This is a genomic window from Brevibacillus brevis (assembly GCF_031583145.1).
GTDB lineage: Bacteria > Bacillota > Bacilli > Brevibacillales > Brevibacillaceae > Brevibacillus > Brevibacillus brevis_E.
Map to the genome: position 1 here is coordinate 4490245 of NZ_CP134050.1, position 19566 is coordinate 4509810.

The 19566-nt window shown below is 55.0% G+C and carries 20 protein-coding genes; 3 read left to right on the forward strand and 17 right to left on the reverse strand.

The window, feature by feature from the left end; genetic code table 11:
* The first annotated feature begins 21 nt into the window (after positions 1–21).
* Positions 22–3198 (forward strand): hybrid sensor histidine kinase/response regulator, encoded by a 3177-nt coding sequence (locus tag RGB73_RS22410; protein ID WP_310764933.1) that lies wholly within the window; start codon positions 22–24, stop codon positions 3196–3198.
* Between the two features lie 82 nt (positions 3199–3280).
* Here the strand turns inward: RGB73_RS22410 and RGB73_RS22415 are convergent, their stop codons facing one another.
* The 10 genes from RGB73_RS22415 to RGB73_RS22460 all read right to left on the reverse strand — a co-directional run bounded on the left by RGB73_RS22415 (position 3281) and on the right by RGB73_RS22460 (position 11841).
* Positions 3281–3709 carry a response regulator gene (locus RGB73_RS22415; RefSeq protein WP_310764934.1) on the reverse strand — a complete coding sequence of 143 codons (429 nt, stop codon included), beginning with the start codon at positions 3707–3709 and terminating at the stop codon, positions 3281–3283.
* A gap of 211 nt (positions 3710–3920) precedes the next feature.
* Positions 3921–5060 carry a response regulator gene (locus RGB73_RS22420; protein WP_310764935.1) on the reverse strand — a complete coding sequence of 380 codons (1140 nt, stop codon included), beginning with the start codon at positions 5058–5060 and terminating at the stop codon, positions 3921–3923.
* 377 nt (positions 5061–5437) lie between these two features.
* On the reverse strand, positions 5438–5653 hold the full coding sequence (locus RGB73_RS22425) for an alpha/beta-type small acid-soluble spore protein (protein ID WP_310764936.1): 216 nt from the start codon (positions 5651–5653) through the stop codon (positions 5438–5440).
* 94 nt (positions 5654–5747) lie between these two features.
* Entirely contained in the window at positions 5748–6803 is a 1056-nt protein-coding gene (locus RGB73_RS22430; RefSeq protein WP_310764938.1) for a polysaccharide pyruvyl transferase family protein, read from the reverse strand.
* Complete coding sequence (locus RGB73_RS22435; protein ID WP_310764939.1) at positions 6800–7936, reverse strand: glycosyltransferase family 4 protein; 1137 nt, start codon at positions 7934–7936, stop codon at positions 6800–6802. The genes RGB73_RS22430 and RGB73_RS22435 overlap by 4 nt, the downstream gene beginning before the upstream one ends.
* Positions 7933–8649 carry a glycosyltransferase family 2 protein gene (locus RGB73_RS22440; RefSeq protein ID WP_310764940.1) on the reverse strand — a complete coding sequence of 239 codons (717 nt, stop codon included), beginning with the start codon at positions 8647–8649 and terminating at the stop codon, positions 7933–7935. The genes RGB73_RS22435 and RGB73_RS22440 overlap by 4 nt, the downstream gene beginning before the upstream one ends.
* Complete coding sequence (locus RGB73_RS22445) at positions 8646–10220, reverse strand: glycosyltransferase (RefSeq protein ID WP_310764941.1); 1575 nt, start codon at positions 10218–10220, stop codon at positions 8646–8648. The genes RGB73_RS22440 and RGB73_RS22445 overlap by 4 nt, the downstream gene beginning before the upstream one ends.
* A 2-nt stretch (positions 10221–10222) precedes the next feature.
* Complete coding sequence (locus RGB73_RS22450; RefSeq protein WP_310764942.1) at positions 10223–10420, reverse strand: hypothetical protein; 198 nt, start codon at positions 10418–10420, stop codon at positions 10223–10225.
* Between the two features lie 12 nt (positions 10421–10432).
* The gene (locus RGB73_RS22455; RefSeq protein ID WP_310764943.1) at positions 10433–10726 is read right to left on the reverse strand and encodes a DUF2642 domain-containing protein; all 294 of its coding nucleotides are present in this window, start codon (positions 10724–10726) and stop codon (positions 10433–10435) included.
* A 197-nt stretch (positions 10727–10923) separates the two neighbouring features.
* Positions 10924–11841 (reverse strand): hypothetical protein, encoded by a 918-nt coding sequence (locus RGB73_RS22460; protein WP_310764944.1) that lies wholly within the window; start codon positions 11839–11841, stop codon positions 10924–10926.
* 180 nt (positions 11842–12021) lie between these two features.
* On the opposite strand from RGB73_RS22460, the gene RGB73_RS22465 reads away from it, so the two are divergent.
* The gene (locus RGB73_RS22465; RefSeq protein ID WP_310764945.1) at positions 12022–12282 is read left to right on the forward strand and encodes a DUF2573 family protein; all 261 of its coding nucleotides are present in this window, start codon (positions 12022–12024) and stop codon (positions 12280–12282) included.
* 97 nt (positions 12283–12379) lie between these two features.
* Here the strand turns inward: RGB73_RS22465 and RGB73_RS22470 are convergent, their stop codons facing one another.
* Positions 12380–13162, reverse strand: coding sequence for a polysaccharide deacetylase family protein (locus RGB73_RS22470; protein ID WP_310764946.1), 783 nt, complete (start codon positions 13160–13162; stop codon positions 12380–12382).
* Between the two features lie 194 nt (positions 13163–13356).
* Between RGB73_RS22470 and RGB73_RS22475 the strand changes: the two genes are divergently transcribed.
* Positions 13357–14049 (forward strand): phosphatase PAP2 family protein, encoded by a 693-nt coding sequence (locus RGB73_RS22475; RefSeq protein ID WP_310764947.1) that lies wholly within the window; start codon positions 13357–13359, stop codon positions 14047–14049.
* Between the two features lie 149 nt (positions 14050–14198).
* On the opposite strand, the gene RGB73_RS22480 is transcribed toward RGB73_RS22475, so the two are convergent.
* Genes RGB73_RS22480 through RGB73_RS22505 form a run of 6 tightly spaced genes read right to left on the reverse strand, consistent with a single transcriptional unit; the run spans position 14199 to position 19553 of the window.
* Positions 14199–14999 carry an SDR family NAD(P)-dependent oxidoreductase gene (locus RGB73_RS22480; RefSeq protein WP_310764948.1) on the reverse strand — a complete coding sequence of 267 codons (801 nt, stop codon included), beginning with the start codon at positions 14997–14999 and terminating at the stop codon, positions 14199–14201.
* Between the two features lie 15 nt (positions 15000–15014).
* A complete protein-coding gene (locus RGB73_RS22485) occupies positions 15015–16199 on the reverse strand; it encodes an acyl-CoA dehydrogenase family protein (RefSeq protein ID WP_396136125.1) in 1185 nt (394 codons plus the stop codon).
* A gap of 43 nt (positions 16200–16242) precedes the next feature.
* Positions 16243–16956, reverse strand: a complete 714-nt coding sequence (locus tag RGB73_RS22490) for an ABC transporter ATP-binding protein (RefSeq protein ID WP_310764949.1) — start codon at positions 16954–16956, stop codon at positions 16243–16245.
* Complete coding sequence (locus RGB73_RS22495; RefSeq protein WP_310764950.1) at positions 16949–17728, reverse strand: ABC transporter ATP-binding protein; 780 nt, start codon at positions 17726–17728, stop codon at positions 16949–16951. The genes RGB73_RS22490 and RGB73_RS22495 overlap by 8 nt, the downstream gene beginning before the upstream one ends.
* A gap of 35 nt (positions 17729–17763) precedes the next feature.
* Complete coding sequence (locus RGB73_RS22500; RefSeq protein WP_310764951.1) at positions 17764–18675, reverse strand: branched-chain amino acid ABC transporter permease; 912 nt, start codon at positions 18673–18675, stop codon at positions 17764–17766.
* A complete protein-coding gene (locus RGB73_RS22505; protein WP_310764952.1) occupies positions 18672–19553 on the reverse strand; it encodes a branched-chain amino acid ABC transporter permease in 882 nt (293 codons plus the stop codon). The genes RGB73_RS22500 and RGB73_RS22505 overlap by 4 nt, the downstream gene beginning before the upstream one ends.
* Between the last annotated feature and the right edge of the window lie 13 nt (positions 19554–19566).

Consider the following 19566-nt stretch of genomic DNA (forward strand, 5'->3'; position numbering starts at 1 on the left):
CAGGAAGGAGTCCCTCATTTCGTGTCGAAATCACTCAGAATGATGCCCATTCGAAAGGTTTTCCTCATTCTTTGTCTGTTTGTGGTTTCGCTTTTTGCCATTCGCGCGGCGTGGTACAGCCTCATGATGAAACCGGATCCGAGCGTTCCGAAAGCCGTACAGGGCGTGCTCGACCTGCGAAACTGGAGTTTCTCCGAAGATCAGATCACGGTGCTGAACGGGGAGTGGGAGTTTTTCCCCAGCCAGCTCCTCCCATCGAACGTCGTCGACAAAACCGGGCCTGTCCCTCTCGCTACAACCATCCAAGTACCGGGGACATGGAACGAAACGCTGAATCCGAAGAACCATTCGCCGTACGGCTACGGCACCTACCGCTTGCGCGTGCTGGTCACGCCCGATCCTTTGCGCTCCTACGGCATGTACGTTCCGAGCCTTCGCTCCGCGTCGAAGGTGTACGTGAACGGGCAGCTCCTGGCCAGCTCCGGCGAACCGGCCGCGGAGCCTCGGCTGTATTCGGCTCGGACGATCCCGTATTCCCTCATGTTTACCAGTGACCGAAACGAGATCGATATCGAGCTGCAAGTGGCGAATTACGATCATTACCGTGAAGGAGGGATCATTCGCTCGATCAAATTCGGTTCGTATCCCGCCATTGAAAAAGAAAAGTGGTTTTCCATCAGCATGCAAATCATCGTCTGTGCGGTCTTGGCGTTGCACGCCATTTACGCCTGCATCCTGTACGTCATCGGAATGCGTCAAAAGGCGTTTCTTCCTTTTCTGCTGCTCATCGTGAGCGCAATCGTGATGACGCTGGCCGACGATGACAAACTGCTGCTGCAATGGCTGACGTTCGACTATTCCTGGTCTGTCAGGCTGGTATTTTTGGCGTACATCGCCGTCGCCGCCTTCCTGCTGCATTTCGCTAAACAACTACTGCCCGAGGGGGGCAGACGCAAAACAGCGTACCGGGTGGTCACCTGGCTTTGCGTCCTTTCTGCAGGGGGCGTGATTTGTTCGCCAGCTGCCTGGGTCTTGAAGCTCGGCATCATCTACTTCCTCCTGCCGTTTGTGGTTTGCGTGATGCTGCTCATCCGCTCCGTCCGCACGGCGGCCACCGAGGACGAAGACGCCCTGTTCCTCGCCCTGGGTATGACGGGGATCATCACCAATGTGCTCGGTGCTCTTGTCAAAACCCGGTTTTGGCCGGACATGGGCTATTACCCGATCGACCTGATTGTCACGTTCCTGATGTTCGCCTCTTTCTGGTTCAAACGCTATTTCCGCGCCACCGCCCAATCCGTCGAGCTGGCATCCAAGCTGCAAGCGGCCGACAAGGCGAAGGATCTGTTCCTGGCGAATACCTCCCACGAGCTGCGCAATCCGCTCCACGGCATGATCAACATCGCCCAGTCGGTTCTGGAAACACCGGATCGCGACCGCGATTCGAAAGAAAGAGAAAACCTCGAGCTCCTCATATCCGTCGGGAAGCGCATGTCGTTTTTGCTAAACGACCTCTTGGACATGGCACGTCTCCGGGAAAACGGGATCCGCCTCCATGTGCGGGAGCTAAAGATCCAGGCTGTGGCCCCCGGCGTGACGGATATGCTGCGATTCATGCTGTCAGGCAAAAACATTCGCCTGATCAATACGATTCCCGACACGTTCCCGGCCGTGCTCGCCGACGAAATCCGGCTCACGCAAATCCTGTTCAACCTGCTGCACAATGCCGTGAAGTATACGGTAGAAGGAAGCATTACCCTGCACGCCTTCATTGAAGCGGACAAGGCGCACATTTGCGTCACGGACACAGGCATCGGAATGGACGCCGAGACCAAGCGGCGCATTTTTCTCCCCTACGAGCAAGGAGATCCGGATACGACGGCTGTGAGCGGTGGAATCGGGTTGGGTCTGAGCATTACGAAGCAGTTGGTGGAGCTGCACGCAGGGACGCTGGAAGTCCGGTCGACGCAAGGCAGTGGTTCGCAGTTTTGTTTCACGCTTCCGCTTGCCCGGTCTGTCCATGAGCTTTCCTCCGAAGCAGCACCCTGGCAGGAAGCTGCAGCCGGATCCGCTGAAGCTGCGGCCACCAGCAATGACCGATTGAAGACGGCTGCAGACGCCAGTACGGACCTCTCGGAAGCAGCCGCTGCCAGTGAGCCGCTGCGGCACGATGCACCGGAGCCGACAGACTCCCTTGCCTCAGAGCTGCCGAACATCCTTGCGATTGATGACGACCCGATCAACCTGAGCATCCTGGTCAACCTCCTCACGATACAGCGATACCGGATCGTCACGGCGAGCAGCGGCAAGGAGGCCCTTGCTCTTCTGGACTCGCGTGAGTGGGATCTCGTCATTTCCGATGTCATGATGCCTGGCATTTCCGGTTATGAGCTCACCCGGCAGATTCGGGAACGTTTCACTCTGTCCGAGCTGCCCATACTGCTTTTGACGGCGCGCAGCCAGCCCGAGGATATCGAGGCCGGATTCCGCTCGGGAGCAAACGATTACGTGACCAAGCCTGTCGATGCGCAAGAACTGCGTTCCCGCGTTCAGTCGCTCACGGAAATGAAGCGGTCCGCCCGCGAGCGTTTGCGTATGGAGGCAGCGTGGCTCCAAGCGCAAATCCAGCCGCATTTTTTGTTCAATACACTCAATTCAATCGCGGCTCTGCAGCTTGTTAATCCCGACCGGATGAGTGGGCTCTTGGACGCATTCGGGAACTACCTGCGCATGAGCTTCGACTTTCATAATTCCGAACGTCTCGTTCCGTTGTCCTATGAGCTGGACCTCGTCCGCTCCTATCTGTACATCGAAAAAGAGCGATTCGAAGACAGGCTGGACATTCGCTGGGAGATCGACGAAGTCCCGGGTCTGCGCCTACCGCCCCTTTCCATCCAGCCTCTCGTCGAAAATGCCGTCCGCCACGGTGTGTTGAAACGACGAAGCGGGGGCACGATCTGCATCCGGATCAAAGACCGAGGAGATCGCACCGAGATCGCAGTGATCGACGATGGTGTGGGAATGGACGAGGAAACCCGTCTCGCTCTCTTGAGCCAGCGGCAGCATGCCAAGCGCTCGGGGATTGGCTTGATCAATACCGATCGCCGGCTTCGGCAGGGATACGGCGAAGGGCTTCTGATCGAAAGTGCTCCTGATCTCGGGACTACCGTGCGATTTTTCGTCCCGAGCAACGACTGACGGAAGCCATGTACAGAAACAAACGGCCCAACCTTTTGTGAGGTGCGGGCCGTTTGCCTGAATGGCTTTTTGTGTGCGGTTATTACGTCAGGGAAGCGTACCATCCCTTTTTCCTGTCAAGCATTTGAAATCCGTCTTCATTCCTCATCTCTGTCCCCAGAATATGCTCAATGGCCCATTCTACTCTCTCTTTCTGAAGCGGCTTGGCGATAAAATCGCAAACTCCCATATGAACTGCGCCAATGACGGTCGCACGATCCGTGATCGCTGAACAAATAATGATCTTGGCTTCCTGATCATATTTGAGAATCTCTCTTGAAGCGGTCAGTCCATCCATGTCCTGAACGGCAATATCGATCAAGACTAGCGATGGTCGATACAGCCGATAGTTTCTTACCGCTTCTTTCCCGTTGTCCGCCTCGGCAATGACTTCAAACCCCAGCGATTCGAAAATGTTTCGCAGCATAAGGCGCGTGAACGCAGCAACATCGACGATCATAATGCTGTTCATTCGAATAACAAATCTCCTATCTCCTTACTTCATTCGATGGTTCGTTCCATACGGCATCTGCTTGGAAAAGGATTGCCAGTGAACCAGTCGGCCTTATTCTACAAAGACTGTCTAGACAAATTCTGAACAAATAGTCTCGGTACTTTTTTCCCGGTTCTGAATCCCATTCAAAAAGCCGAGCGCAGCTTATGCTGACTCGGCTTTTTCCTGGCTATTCCGTTGGCGTTTTCCATTGCTCATACCATTGACGGACTTCTTCTTGCGGCGACATGTCGAATTCCTCGAGCAGCATGCCCGTCAACTGCCGATACTGAGCTTCGACCGCTTCCCGGTCCCCGACCAAATCGTAGAGTTTCATCAGGCTGAAGTAGACTTCTTCCATATGCGGATGTATTTGCTGCATTCGCAAATACAGGACGATCGCTTTCGCATACTCGTGGGTGCCCACGAGAAACTGACCCACCTGCGAAGCGTGATGGTACCAATCGGCCCGCAGCCGCTGACGCTCGCTTTCCGCCCACATGTAGTCGTATTCGGCAAAGTAGTCGCCTCGGTAAAGCTCGATCAACTGCAAATGCTCGTGAATCGTCTCCTGGGTAATCGGGGGAGCTTTGCGCAGACCATTTTCCCACTCCTCCACATCGATCTTGACCCCGTTCGTTTCAAGCAAATAGCCTTCGTCGTAATTTTTCAGCTTCAGCCCGATCCCCAGCCGGTCCAGTGTCTTGCGGATCTGATACACCGTCGTATAGAGGTGGGCGTACCCTTTTTTCCATTCGGCCTCCGCCCAGAACAGCTCCAAAAGCACATCCTTTCGAACGGGTTGACCCCGTCTGTGGATCAGATAAGCAAACAGCTCCTGTGCTTTGGAGGTACGCCAGCGAATGGTTTCCGCCCCTCCTTCCGGGCTCTCCCATTGAATGGATTGAAAGCAGCGAATCTGGCAAATGGACTGCGGCGAACCATCAGGGGCCATTTCGGCTTTTTCCTTTTCAATTCGCTTGAGTGTATTTTCCAGCCTCTCGCGCTTGACAGGCTTCAGCACGTAATCCAAAGCGTTGAGCTCGAAAGCTTTGACAGCGTAATATTCATAAGCGGTGACGAACACAATGTGCGTATCGGAATGATGCAGGAGGATCTGTTCCGCGATTTCAATACCGTTCATTTCCGGCATCTCCACGTCCAGAAATACGATATCGGGCTTCGTATCCCGAATGTCGCCAATCGCTTGAAGGGGGTCCATGTACGTTTTCACGATCTCTATTCCTTCGTAACTTTTGAGCACCTTTTCCAAGTACTGCAAAGCCAGATGCTCATCATCGATCAATACGACCTTCACTTTCGCGTGCACCCCCACTTTCTTCCTTTCTTACTTCTCTCTCTTTCATCCGATTCCCTTTCCCCAAATGTTCTCTCTCTTTCAGGGGCAAGGCCGCCCTATCGCAGAATTCAAATTTTCGTCATTTCTAACCGGGCCATCGTTCCTCTTACTTGGACGCTAAAAATAGGCACTAAGTTGCAAAAAAAACAAAAACAGCAAAGGCATATGGATCTATTCGAAAACAGCCTGGTTCATCCGTCGTATCTCCCTGCCGCAGAATCACGGCAATGGGCAAAAAAAAACCCTGAAAGGAGCGGACGGCACGCCACATGAGCGTATGGCCGTTCTCTTCCTGCAGGGTGTCACTTGGATGAGAGGTGCCTTCTCTCTTCCTTCACATAGATCACCTAGAGGCGAAATGCTCCGCCGGACAGCTGTTGCTCGGCAAAGCTTACCAGACGTTTCGTGATTTCTCCTCCGACCGAGCCGTTCTGTCTGGAAGTGGTATCCGGTCCCAGAATGACTCCGAATTCGGCGGCGATTTCGAACTTCATTTGATCGAGCGCCCGTCTGGCTTGCGGTACCAGCTTTTGATTGCTGTTTCTGCTGTTTGATGTCGACATCCAGGTTCCCTCCAATCGGTGCTGTGGGATTATTATGCGCATGCACCCATGGCAATATTTACGCCGAATGAGGGCTCCTTTCTTTTCCAGCGTCCTACAGCATGCCTTCCAAAAACGGCCGCTCCAACTGAGCGATCGTCTCTTTTTGGCCAGCGGCTATGCTGTTTTGAATCGCTTCCCGGTATGCCAGCGCGTACTGGACGCGCGACCCAATACGTTGTCCGAGGTTTTGTCCGTCCGTGGACACGGCCAGCTCGGGCAGATCCAGCGAGCTGACAAAATCAAAGCACTTGAACCGATAGGCAAGGCAGACGAATGGTACTCCGCTGACTGCGCTGAGCACATTGGCATGCAGCTTGAAGTTGATGGTCGCCTGCAAGGTCTGGAGACGCCGCAGCATCTCCGTGTAGCTGTGTACCTCCAGATCGAGAGTGGTTGCCTGTGGCTTGCCGATCTTTTGATACAGGCGCTTGATGGCTTCCCGATCCGGCCCCCACATCGTAAACAGATACAACTGGCAGCCGTCATCCGCAAGTTTTCTCGCCACCTCCGCCAGTTCGTCCTCAACCGCTGCTTCGTTCTTTCCGTAGATCCGGTTGTAGGAGGTTCCCCAGTTGATGCCGATGACTGGCGTCTTTCTTCCATTTCCTCCTGCGTCCGCAGCCGGTGGGGCCATCAGCATTCCCGGATCCCCGCTGACCGAAAGCTTGCCGCCTACACCTGCATCCTGCAAAACCTGCATGGTCAACGGTCCGCGGACACCGAAAAAGGCTGCATGATCTCCGATGTCCCGCAGCATTTGGCGCATCTTTTCACTTTCGCCAATCTGCGCGGCAATCAATCGTCCGGTCGAACTTGTCTTCACAGGCTCTTGCGTATCGTATCCGCTTCCCCATATCAAAAGCCGTTTGTTCTGCAAAACCGCTCGGTGGGCTACATCCACATACCCCGGAACCAACAGAGATCCCCCACCGAGGACGACTGTATCGTACGGACTGAGATCTTTCAGGTCTACACCTGGAAGAGACGGAACGACCCGAGCATGCCGTGGATCGAGGTATTTGCGGGACATTTGCTCGAAAACCTGCCACATCAGCTCGTCACCCAAGTTGTTGAAGCCGATCCACCCGACGTACAAAATGTTTCTCACGAGCGCTCCTCTCCTTTCTTCCGATTTTGGACGCGTTCGTACAAATCGAGGATGGCCCCCGCCTTTTGCTCAATCGCAAATTCGGACGCGATCCACTCCCTCGCTTGTGCTCCGATCCTTTTCAATGACCCGCGGTCGCGCAGCGCCGCCCTCAGCGATTGCGCGATCAAATGCGGAGACGGTTTTTCTATCGAGTCATGATCACCAAAGTAATAGTCCCATGCCTTGCTATAAACGTCCGGCGTCACCATACCGAAGTAGCCATGGTTGCCGATTGCGAGTACAGGCTTGCCGCATGCCATGGCTTCCAGCGCCACGCGTCCCGTTCCGATGACCAAGTCGCTCCTGGCATAGAACGGCCTGACGTCTGTCTGTTCCCCGGCGATGTGGATATAGCGCTCTCCCTTGAGCTTGTTGAGCGCACGGGCGAGCTCTGTGACATGATGGGCTTGAGCGCCCGTTCCTACCACCACAATGTGTACGTTTTCCAGCTCAGGAAGCTTGCTCTTCGTCGAGCGGAGCACCATATTGCAAACAGAAGCTTTTTGCCAAGCCAGCCTGCTGACATAGGTCACTACAGTCGCATGCTGGGGGATTTCCTCTAAAATGCGGGGCGTCCCGTGCTGTACCTCAACCGGACGGAACGCTTCCGGATCGACGCCGTTGGAAATGACGCTGGACTCGATTCCGCGAGTTCTCCAGTATCCCTGGACAGGTTTGCTCACACTGATGATCGCATCGCACATCTCGGCCAGCTCGAGTGCTTCCCCGGGCGGATAGTACGTGCCGTGCATGGTAAACACGACGGGAATCCCCAGGCTTCTTGCGGCTGACGCGGCGGCGAGACCGGATGGCGTCTGGTGCACGTGCACGATCGTAACGCCCTCCCGCTCCATGACTTGGCGGAAAGCTTTCATCCGGCAGTCTCGTCGCGCCTCGAGCGGCTGGGATTCCGCCTCCACGAGATGCACGCGAAAGCCTGCCCGGACAAACTCCTGATGGAACGGACCGTCCGCCCCCGCAACATGCAGCTTGGCTCCCTTCGCCGCAAACGGTTTGCCGACGCTCAGCACATGCGTCTCCGTACCGCCTGCGCCCATGCTGTCCAGAACCATCAAAACAGTGACTGTCACTTTTTCTCCTCCTTTCTGCGGTAATACTTCGTGGAACGCTGATTCTCATGCTGCCTGTAGTAATACAAAGCCTCAGGCAAATTCTCAATGTTCGCTCTGGCGTTCAAGCTTTTGGCAATAAATTCGTAATCCTCCGCACCCTCGATCCGCCTGGTCGGACCCCCGATCTGGTCGAACAGCCGCGCCCGGAACAGAATCGTCCCGTGACAGACGCAATGTCCTCCGTTTCCGTACACTTTTCGAATGTCGCTGCCGTATTTGATCCAGGTGGACAGCTCTCGCTTCGTAGGCGTCTCGGAAGGAAACGCGTAGTAATTAGTGCCGACCAGCTCGATCTGCGGATTTTCCTGCAAAAATGCGACCTGCCTCTCCAAGCGGCGGACATGCGAGTAATCATCCGAATCCTGGACGGCGATGTACTCGCCTCTTGCCAGATAAAACCCGACATTGATCGCACCTGCAAAACCGATATTGCGGGGCAGGACATGGAGAATGACCTGATTTTGTCCCTCCGTTAATGACGCTTGATGGCGCCTGAGCCACTCGTTTACGATCGCGACGGAATCATCGGTGGAAGCATCGTCGATGAAGATCAGCTCCCACTTCCGATACGTTTGGGCCAGAATGCTGTCCAAGCATTCGAGCAGGTAATCGGCGCGATTATAGTTGGTGACCACTACGCTCACCAAGCCTGCTTCTCGATTTCCTTTCATTTGTTCTCACTGCTTTCTTTTCCGTTTTGTTTGGCATTGATCTGCTCGGCCAGCCATTGCAGTGCCTCAATGTGGTCACCCAGGATCTGCTCGACGGCGGGTGAGAGGCCCGACTGGTCGAGATGTTTCTGTGGCCGAAACCGGTTCATCGCAAAGCTGTCTACCTGATGGGCCACCTGCAGGGATAGTCCCGCAAACACAGCAGCCGCTTGCGCTTTTGGCGGGCAGGCGAGCAGAGGCCATCCGAGCGGCGCGAACGATTCCCGGCGCATCGCATATGGGACGGCCAGGATGGATGCGCTGCCCAGATCCTGGCGATCTGCCGCGAGATTCAGTGCCAGTCTGGCAGCTGAAACGACATCGTCGGCACGCTGGGCTTGCAGATTGACAGATGGATCGTTCAAAGCGACATCGGTACCCTGCTGGCAAGCAAGGACGAACGGAAACAAATCCATCGCCGGGATGACGAAATCCGCATCCACGAACAGCAGGATGTCTCCATGGGCCAGACTTGCCCCCAGAGCCCGTCCCGTATCGACTCCCAGCGGCGAAGCCAGTTCGATGGTCGTCGCCCCACTCTCCCTTGCGATTTGTGCCGTTCGGTCACGGGAACCGTTGGCCACGACAATGATTTCCGCGGGCTCCAAAAGAAGCGTCTCTTCGATGACGGACCCGATCGTACGCTCCTCATTGCACGCGGGAATGATGACGGATAGTCGTTGCCCCTCGTACAGAGAAGAGGGGCTCAGCGGCCTGACCTCCGTGCATTTCCACGGAGCCAGACCGCCAGATTCGTCTCTTCCCCCGGCAATGTCCCTCCTCCTGCCGCCATCGCTAAGCCCTCCTCTCGATGGAAGGCTGGCGATGGCGGATAGCTGCTCAGATATGACGACACGATCCCAGTCAGACAACTGGGACACCGAAGCGCTAGCAAGCTGCGGCTGAAACGGCCGGCTGTCCGACACTGGCTGCACATACTCGGCACGAATCTGCATTCCGCTTTTCAGCAGTTTGAGAAAAGCTCTCCCCGGGTGCGTCAGTTCATCGATGCCGATCTTGTGCACGGCCTGTCGCGTCAGCGCAAAAGGGGTGTCAAGCAAGCTTGCTGCCCCCAGCTCCCGGCGTCTGCACACTTCGTTGAGCAAGCGCGCGAATACCTGGACGGGCCTAGCCCGTCTTTTGACCGCGTCAACCACTCTCGGAGCCTCACGCGGGAGCACAGCCTGAACATTCTCGTACAGCACCGGAAACAAAAACCGCTGCAAGCCAGATGCAGAATAGTAGCGATCCTCGCCGAGAAACAGGAGAATCTCTCCCTTCGCCTGCATCGCTCCGGCAGTCTGTCCCGAAAAAGGGGGTTGCTCGCGATCCCCTGCGATGACACGGCAAAGGGGTGATCGGGCTGCCCGGGGCAGAGACGGAAGCAGCCGTGGCGACACAACCAGAAGGATCTCCAGCGGTCGCAAATTCCGGCACTGGGCAATCAATCCAGGCAAATGATTGGTGGTGAAAGTAGCGGGGATAATCACGGACAATGCTCGCGGACGCCGCTCTCCCCTCCGTACATTCACGGTCAGACAACCCTTACATACGTGATACGGTCGAGTGGGTACACGATGGTTTGCCCGCCCCCGTACCCGGACGATCCCGTCGACAGAAGGGTAGCCGTGCTGTCCGATACCTGAACCAGTACCCCTGTATCGACCTGCATACCTGTGACAATCTCTACGGTCTCTCCTTGAAGCGAACGCAGTTTATCCCGAAAGTCCATGAAAATTCCTCCTTATGTCGTGTGCACAAAATTGATCTGCGTAAACGGAATTACAACGCGAGTACCGGCAGACTCCGCGATTTGCGCGTAATCTGCGCCGACCTCCTGCAGGATGCCGGAGACGTTCCCCGCATCCGTTCCGATGACCACAGGCTGATTGATGTAGCGAAGCAGTACCTTGCGGATTTCCGGTTCTGCCGGACAATCAGAATCTTGCGGCGGATTCGGTCGATCACTCCCCCGCACGAGCTTTTTCAGTCCTTCAAAATACGCTTTCAGCTCTTTCTCATTGACGATGAGCCACATGCTTGTCACTCTCCCTCTTTCTACCTATCCAGTGGATGATCTCCACTCGTACAAGGTATACGAGCGGCAGCAAAGGTGATACAAGTCATTTGCGCATTTTCGCAGGAATTGGTGCATCTCTCCGAGCGTTTTTGTCCCAAAAAGGAAAAAACCCGGCGATAGCCGAGCCTTTCGATGCGGGATCGTTCGGAGTCTCCTTACTCCCCTTTCATTTTGCTTCCGGCCTCCGTCAGCCGGTACTGGCCTCGTCCAGTTGGACTTTTTTCAGCCAGCCCTTTGCGGATCAATGCCTTGAGCGGTTGATTGACGTACAGCGAGTGAAAGCGCCGGGCCTTCTCCATGGGCCCGATCGGCAGTTTTCCGGCGATGACAGTCGGCGTCCTCCACTCTTCTTTGGACAGTGCCAGCAGCACATTCCACTGTTTTTCGGTCAAGGAATGCCTGGTTGATATTGTTTGCGCTTCGTCCGCCGCTTCCGGCCTGCAGCGGAAGTAGAGCCTGCCCCTTTCCTTTTTCTGCTCGCACCAGCTACCTTCATACAGCAGCAGCGCTTTCGCCAGCGACGAACGCGGGCTGGCGTAGTGCGTCTCGCAATGGGCGAGGATTTCACCCAACGTCCTCCACTCTTGCTCCCGGCTCAAAAACCTCCGAATGTGGTTCATCGTGATCCGGTAAGGGGTGATGTAGCCTCCACCGCTCTGTCCGCCCTTCACTTCGGCCGACTGGTGGTAGGCCGTGAGGGAGTCCTTGAGGTGCGGCAGGGTACGACGAACGAGCTGCGGCAGTTTGTCGGGCCACACGCTCCCTTGTTTGCTCACGGTCAGCACACCGATCCCGTAATCTTTCAGCACCATGGACACAAACTTCTTGTACGACTGGGGTCTGTACGGAATGGCGATCCAGATGTAGTGAGCGTAGCCGCGCCATCGGAGCGCCTGCTCGATCAAGTCCAGGCTGAGGGATTGCTTCATTTCCACGACCCCGACTAGAGGCCCGCTCGTCACGACGACATCGGCGCGACCCCCGAGATGCCGGCACTCCACTTCCGGATAGACCGTGAATCCCCGCTCCTCCATCCACGCCTTGACCGGCTCGTACATGTCCTCTTCTCTCATACGTTTTTCTTCCCCACCTGTCACAATACGTTTCTCCCTATCACTTTACCACGTCCCGATCAAGCAGACGATGAGGCTGTCGCGATCGGACACGCTCCTCGTCTCCTTTCCCTGTGCGGTCGTTTCGCGTACAATAAACGAGATGAGCAAGATGACGTTTCGAAATGGGAGGTAACCTACGTGGAAGAGAAAAAAGAAGCGCTTGTCCCGGAACTGGAGGAGCTGCTGTACAAATTTACGGAGCTGCTGACGGGAGAGGCAACACCCGAGCGCGTGGAGATGGTGAAAGTGTGGTGCCTGTACACCCACATGAGCAAGGCGATGCCGCCGCTTGTACAGCACTGGGCCAGCGAGCCGCAGCACCAGGACGCACGCAATCAGATCAGGGAAATCATCGAGCAGATCAAATCGTGGAATCAGGCGAAGAACCAGAAGCATTGATGTTGCCGACGAAAAGGAGCCTTTCGCTTGTACGCAAGCAGAAGGCTCCTGTTTGATTTTTTCCCGCCAAAGCCGAAGCCCGACATCCGGGAGACAGTCAGGAAGGCGAGTGGTTTTTTTCCTCCATAAAATGGATGTTATAGATTTCCTTGATCTCTTTTTCATGCAGCAATTCCGAAACCGTAACAAATCGATACCCTCGCTTTTGCAATTCAGGCAGAATCCGTTTCAAGGCTCGGACAGTTTGGCTCCGGTTGCCTCCGTGGTCGTGGAGCAGCACGATATCGCCCCGTCGAGCGGAATGTACTACCTTGTTCACGATCTTGGATACTCCCGGACGTTTCCAATCCTGTGTATCTTGGTGAAAGGACCAGAGAACAGTGGTATAACCCGCCTGCCTTGCCCCTGTGACCAGAACCGGATCAAGGTACCCGCCTGGTGGCCGGAACAGCCGTGGAGGTTGCTTTCCCGTCGCAGCAACGATGGCCTGCTCCGTACGGATGAGCTCTTTCACAATTTGCTGAGCCCCCAGAGCCGACATTTTCGGGTGCCCATACGTATGATTGCCGAGTTCGTGCCCTTCCAGAACTTGCCGTTTTGCGATCTGTGGGTATTTTTTCACTTGCGTCCCGGTCACGAAGAAGGTCGCCCTGGCCTGGTATTCCTTGAGCAGATCCAGGATTTTCGGAGTGTAATTCGGATTGGGACCGTCGTCAAATGTCAGCGCGATCACTTTGCGGTCGGTGCGGACATCCCAGACAACCCCTTGTTTCTCGTAGGAGCGTCGATTGATCGGCGATTCGTTTGCTTTCCCCGGATAAGAACAAACCGTGACGACTGCGACCAAAGCGATTAGCATCAACAGATTTGTTCTGCCCATAGTCTCACCCTAGGTTCCTGTAGTAGTGAAGCACTCATGCCTGACCGTATTTTTTACCGGAATGCCCCCTATCATCCGTCATTTTGGCAACTCATCACCCAGCCAGGTGAAGCGTTGAAGACGTCGTGCGGTTTTTCCCGGGTTTCTTGTGCCATACTCTTGATATTCCGGACGAATCACTGGGGGAAGCTCGCATGAGAGGGAAACGCATCAGTTCGCCTGCAAAGCGGTATCTGTTTCAAGCCTCATTGCTCCTGTTTCTTTTCGTTTTCATTTTTGAACGGTTTGCGGACGAGATGATCGAGCAAGATTTGTACCAATTCGACTCCGGCATCATCCATTGGGTACAGGGATCGATTACACCACCGCTCACCGGCTTGATGAAGTTCTTTACCTTTCTCGGCTCAACAACCGCCATGATATTCCTCGTCATTCTTACCGTGGCAATCATGATTTGGCGAAAGAAGCGATGGGAAGCTCTGTTCTTCGTCATTGCCACAGGGGGAGGAGCTCTTTTCAACCAGTTGCTGAAATGGATCTTCCAACGTCAAAGGCCTACGCTGCATCGCATCATCGAGGAAACCGGATACAGTTTTCCAAGCGGGCACTCGATGGTTTCCTTTATCTGTTACGGGATGCTGTGGATGTTTCTCTTTCTGTTTTTCCGTGCGGTATGGCCCAAAGTGATGCTTACGTTGCTGGCCGTCGCCCTGATCCTTCTGATCGGCATCAGCCGGATTTATCTGGGCGTTCATTATCCCAGCGACGTGCTCGCCGGTTTTGCCGCAGGAGGGGCGTGGCTCGTGATCTGTTTGATGGGGCTCAGGCTTGTCCTCGAATACAGAAGAGCAAATCCCCAAGAGGACCCGCTCCCTCCTGTTCATTGACGTACCAAAAAAGCGTGCTCCCCGATGGAGGGGACGCACGCCTCTTCGTTATGTTTTCTCGCGTATCCGGTCATACGTGTCGCTCATCGATTCCACCATCTTTTCAGGGTGATGGGACTGACACGTGCGGGTATTCGGAAGTCCTGCTTCTAGCGAACGAGCGCACCACCGGAAATCTTCACGGCTTCACCGACGATGTTGCCTGCTGCATCCGAAAGCAGGAATGCGATGGTATTGGCCACCTCTTCCGGCTGGGTGATGCGGCCGGATGGTATGCTCGCGTTTACCTGCTGCCATCGCTGCTCCAAGCTGACGTTCCCCGCTGCGGCAGTGGCACTGACCACGTCATGCCCCATGTTGGTATCTACGAAACCGGGACAGACGGCATTGACCCGGATTCCATGCCCAATCGCCTCCAGTGCAAGCGCATGCGTGAATCCAATCAGCGCAAATTTGCTTGCGGAGTAAGAAATAGTTCCAGGCAATCCCCTCATACCCGAGAGCGAAGAGACCGTAACAATGCTCCCGTGCCCCGACGCTTTCATGCCTTCATAAACGAGTTGGGTCAAGAGAACCGTGCTCGTGAAGTTAATGCCTATCAACGAATCCATGCTCTCTTGAGTCAGCTCTTCCATCGGCTCGTACTGAAAGGCTCCTGCATTGTTGACCAGAAAGGAAATGGGGCCTCCTTGCCGCACAGCTCCCTCTACCAGTTTCCTCCGTTCGCTTTGATGGGTCAAATCAGCGCGTATCACGTGGACCGTCGACTCCGGAAATTGCTGACGGATTTCTTTGCTCACCGATTCCAGCCTCGATTCATTGCGTCCGCTCAAAGTGATAGCCGCTCCCATGCTCGCCAGCAATTTGGCAGTTGCCGATCCGATGCCACCCGTCGCCCCGGTGATGAGCGCATGCTTCCCTCGAAATGCCGTATTCGAAAAAATCGTCATGGATTGCTCTCCCTTCTACTCCATTTCCGCTAACGCCCGCAAGGCCAGATTGCGGATCACGTTTTCATCCATCGGCGGATTGTGCAATCCAGCACGTACATCGCGATACATCCGCTCCAGCGGCAAAGAACGGGACAGGCTGGCCCCGCCCACGATCCGCATTGCCTTGTCCACGATTGAAATCGCATGGTTCGTCGCCACGTATTTCACCAACCCCAGCTCTGGAATCAGCTTCAGCCGCCCTGCCGGATCGGTATCCCAGCGGTCGGCTATGGCATACATCAGATGACGGGCAACCAGCAGCTCCGATTCCAGGAGGCCAATTTGCTGCTGGACCGTCGGCAGATCGGCGATGGGAGACGGCAGACTGGCAGGATGGTACTGTTTGGCAAAGGAGACGGCGAAATCGCGCGCAGCATGCGCAATCCCCAAATAACAGGCAGGGATATGGAGAAGCCATGCGCTGGCATCACCGGACTCTTTCGGTTTTTGTCCTGCCGCATAGGAACGGATCAAGGCATCGTCCGGAACAAAAGCATTTTCCAAAATCACATCATGACTTCCTGTTGCTCGCATCCCTAGCGTGTTCCATGTCTCCTCGATACGGATGCGATCCGAGGAACGAACCAGAAACTCCCCTATCTGTCCGCTTTCCGCCATGCTGGCCGAGACCAGAAACGTATCGAGGACCGGACTCAGTGTGCTGAAGGTCTTTCTGCCGGAGATGAGCCAGCCTCCGTCCGTTCTCACCGCTGTCGTCTGCGGTATTCCGCCGCGACTCGGACTGCCTGACGACCGCTCTGTCGAGAAATGGTTCAAGAGTGTTCCCTTTTCCACCACCTCTAGGCAAAACGATCGGAACAGTTCCTCAGGCCATGAACGAATCGTCCGGTAGTGCAGCACAAGGCCCATGTGCCAGCCGATCGACAAAGCGGTAGAACCGTCACCGCGTCCCAGTTGCTCTTGGATTAAAAGCAGTTCGTAGAGGGATATCTCGTCACCCCCATACTCGCGGGGGACTGTCAGCTTTACGTACCCCGAGTCCTTCAAATCCTTGAAATTCTCAAAAGGAAAGCTGCCATCCCGATCATGCAGAGGAGCCCTCTTGGCAAAACGCGCTGCCAGTTCAGCTGCTCTATCCACCAATTGCGCTTCCCTTTCGTTGCGAACAAATAAATCATCCCTTTTTTGTATCGTCACATTGTGCCACCTCCTATCTTTTCTTTCCAGCTGCCTGACCTCTCTAGCTGCGTACTTTTGCTCCGAGATAAGCATCCATCAGATTGCCGTTTTGACGAAGCTCCTCCGGGGTTCCCTGCATGACCACCTGCCCGGATTGAATAATATAAGCGCGATGGACATGGCGAAGTGCCAACTCCACGTTTTGTTCGACCAAGAGGATCGTCACGCCATTCTCGTGAATCTCACGGATCAAGCGGAACACGCTTTGCACCATCAGCGGCGCCAAACCCAGCGAGGGCTCATCGAGGATGAGAAAGCTGGGACGTGACATGAGCGCCCGGCCCAAGGCAAGCATTTGCTGCTCGCCCCCGCTCATCAGCCCGGCCCGCTGTTTTTTCCGCTCCCGCAAAATCGGAAAGAGTTGGTAGACTCTCTCAAAATCCGCAGACAAATCCTGGTTCCTATGACGATATCCGCCCAGATGCAGGTTTTCTTCGACAGTGAGATCCCCGAAGACTCTGCGTCCTTCGGGGACGTGGCTAATGCCAATATGCGGAATGCGATCCGGTGCGGTCCTCGTGATGTCCTGACCATGAAACAGGATCTGGCCTTGCCGCGAAGGAACGAGTCCGGATATGCTTTTCATCATGGTAGATTTGCCCGCCCCATTGGCACCGATCAGACCGACAATCTCCCCTTGGTTCACGGTCAGATTGACTCCTCGCACGACATCGCCCGATTCATAGGCGACATGCAAATTTCGCAGTTCAAGCATGGACCTCACCTCCCAGATAAGCTTCCCGGACCAAATCGCTTTGTCGCACTTCATCAGGCGTCCCGTCAAACAGCAATTTGCCATAGTCCAGCACATAGATATGCTCGCACAAGCGCATGATGACATCCATGTCATGCTCGATCAAAAAGACCGTCAGCTGATGCCTTTCCCATACCTGTTCGATCAGGTCGACCAGTTCGTGGCTCTCCTGCGGATTCATCCCCGCTGCCGGTTCATCGAGAAAGAGAATCTGCGGATCTGTCGCGAGGGCGCGCACGATTTCCAGGCGACGTTGATCGCCGTACGAGAGGTGCACCGCCTGACGATCCCGCTGCTCATACAGGGAGAAATCGCGCAATAGCTCGCTGGCCCTCTCCTTTATCCTCTTTTCCGCTGCGCGGTAACGGGATGAACCAAAGATACTCGTCAACAAACCGGTGTCCGCTTGACGATGCAGCCCAGCCATGACGTTTTCCATGACAGTCATCCCTTTGAAAAGGCGAATGTTTTGAAAGGTTCGCGCCACACCGCTGAGTGAAAAATCTTCCGGTTTTTTGCCGGTGAGAGGCTGTCCATTGATCTCAATCGTCCCTTTGGTCGGCTGAATCGCGCCGCTCAGCAAATTGAACAGCGTTGACTTTCCTGCGCCATTGGGACCGATCAGTCCGATGCGCTCTCCTTTTTTCAGCGTGAGAGAGACCTCGTCGACCGCACGAACCCCGCCATAATATTTGCTGATCTGGGACGCTCTCAAAATGATGTCACGTTCCATACCTATATCCCCTCTCGTCGGTGGTTACGCCCTTATCAGGATGCCTTTTTGCCAAGAATCCCTTGCGGACGAAGCAGCAGGATCAGCACCAAAATGACACCGTACAGAAGCATCCGATAATCGGACAGGTCGCGCAGCAGCTCCGGCAGCGTAGAAAGGATAAAGGCGCCGAGCACCGGTCCCATCAGCGTAGACATGCCGCCAACCACGACCATCGCCAAAACCATGAAGGATTCCATCGGACTAAAGGTATCGTAGTTGATAAACGCCATGTAATGAGCAAAGAGGCTTCCAGCCAAACCAGCCAGGCCCGCAGAGAGCGTGAAGCCGAGCACCTTGTAACGCACCACCCGAATCCCGATAGTGGACGCCGCCACTTCGTCTTCGCGAATATAGTTGAATGCCCGCCCGATTGGTGATCGGTACAGACGGGAAAGTCCGAGCAAAACCAGCACCAGGAGAACCAGCACAAAATAATACATCTTCACGTCGCTATCCAGTTCCGCGCCAAACAGGGAAGGGAACGGTACGCCGGGGACGCCATTGGGCCCATTCGTGACGCTCTCCCAGTTCAGCATGATGACTTGCACGACAATTCCGAAGGCGAGCGTCCCCACGGACAAATAGTGCCCTTTTAATTTGAGGATGGGGATCGAGAACAAAAAGCCGATCAAGGCCGTCAGCAAAATAGCCGAGACAAGCCCTCCCAAAAACGGAAGCTCGACGCGAGTCGTCAAGAGAGCTGAAGTATACGCCCCGATCCCGAAGAAAGCGGCATGGCCAGCCGAGACCAGCTTGATTTGTCCGACGAGCATCCCCAGGCTAAGCGCCAAAATCGAAAAGATGCAGGAAATGACCCCGATACGGATCACATACGAGCTGGTAATCACGAAAGGCAGCAAAAGAAAGAGCAGCAGCAGAAGAGCAAGCGCGAGTTTTTTCTTCATAGTTTCTCCTCCACCGACTTCCCGAGAATTCCATTGGGACGAATCAACAGCACACCGATAAGAATCGTCATCGCAATCGCATCTTGATAGGCTACATTCACATACCCTGCGGTAAAGACCTCCAGCACGCCCAGAATCAGTCCGCCAAGGACAGCTCCGGTCATATTGCCTAAGCCGCCCAGCATGGAAGCAGCGAATGCCTTGAGCCCCATCGAAAATCCGAAAGACGGATAGATCGCACCGTACAGAGCGCCCACCAATACGGTCGCTGCCCCTGCAAGCGCGGACCCTACCGCAAAGGTAATCAGAATGATCATGGTCGGCCTGATTCCCATCATGCTGGCGGTTTCCGGATCGATCGCCGTCGCCCGAACCGCACGGCCAGTCCTTGTTTTATACAGCCAGTAGTTAAACAAAAAAACGATGACGACGCACGCAAGCAAAATGACGATGCGCACCCCGCTCATTTGGATCGAGCCCAGCTTGAAGTCGCCGATTCCGCTCTCCAAATGGTAGTTGATTTGCCCTGGCCCCCAGATGAGGATCGCCAGGTTTTGCAGGATCAATGACATTCCGATTCCGCTGATCAAAGGGATAATCTCGTTTGATTTGCGGTACGGACGAAATGCCACTCGTTCCACCCCCATCCCGATAACGGCCGCAATCGCCATCCCGAGCAGGATGGCGATTGGCAGCGGCAGGGACCCGAAACCGAATACAGCAACGGAAATCACGAGATAACCGGAAAACATGAACACATCGCCGTGCGACATATGAAACAGGCGGAGTACGCCGAAAATGAGCGTAAAGCCTAAAGCGATGAGGGCGTAAACCCCTCCGAGCGCAAGCCCGTTTATCAGCTGTTCAAGCACAATCATCTGTAACGCCCCA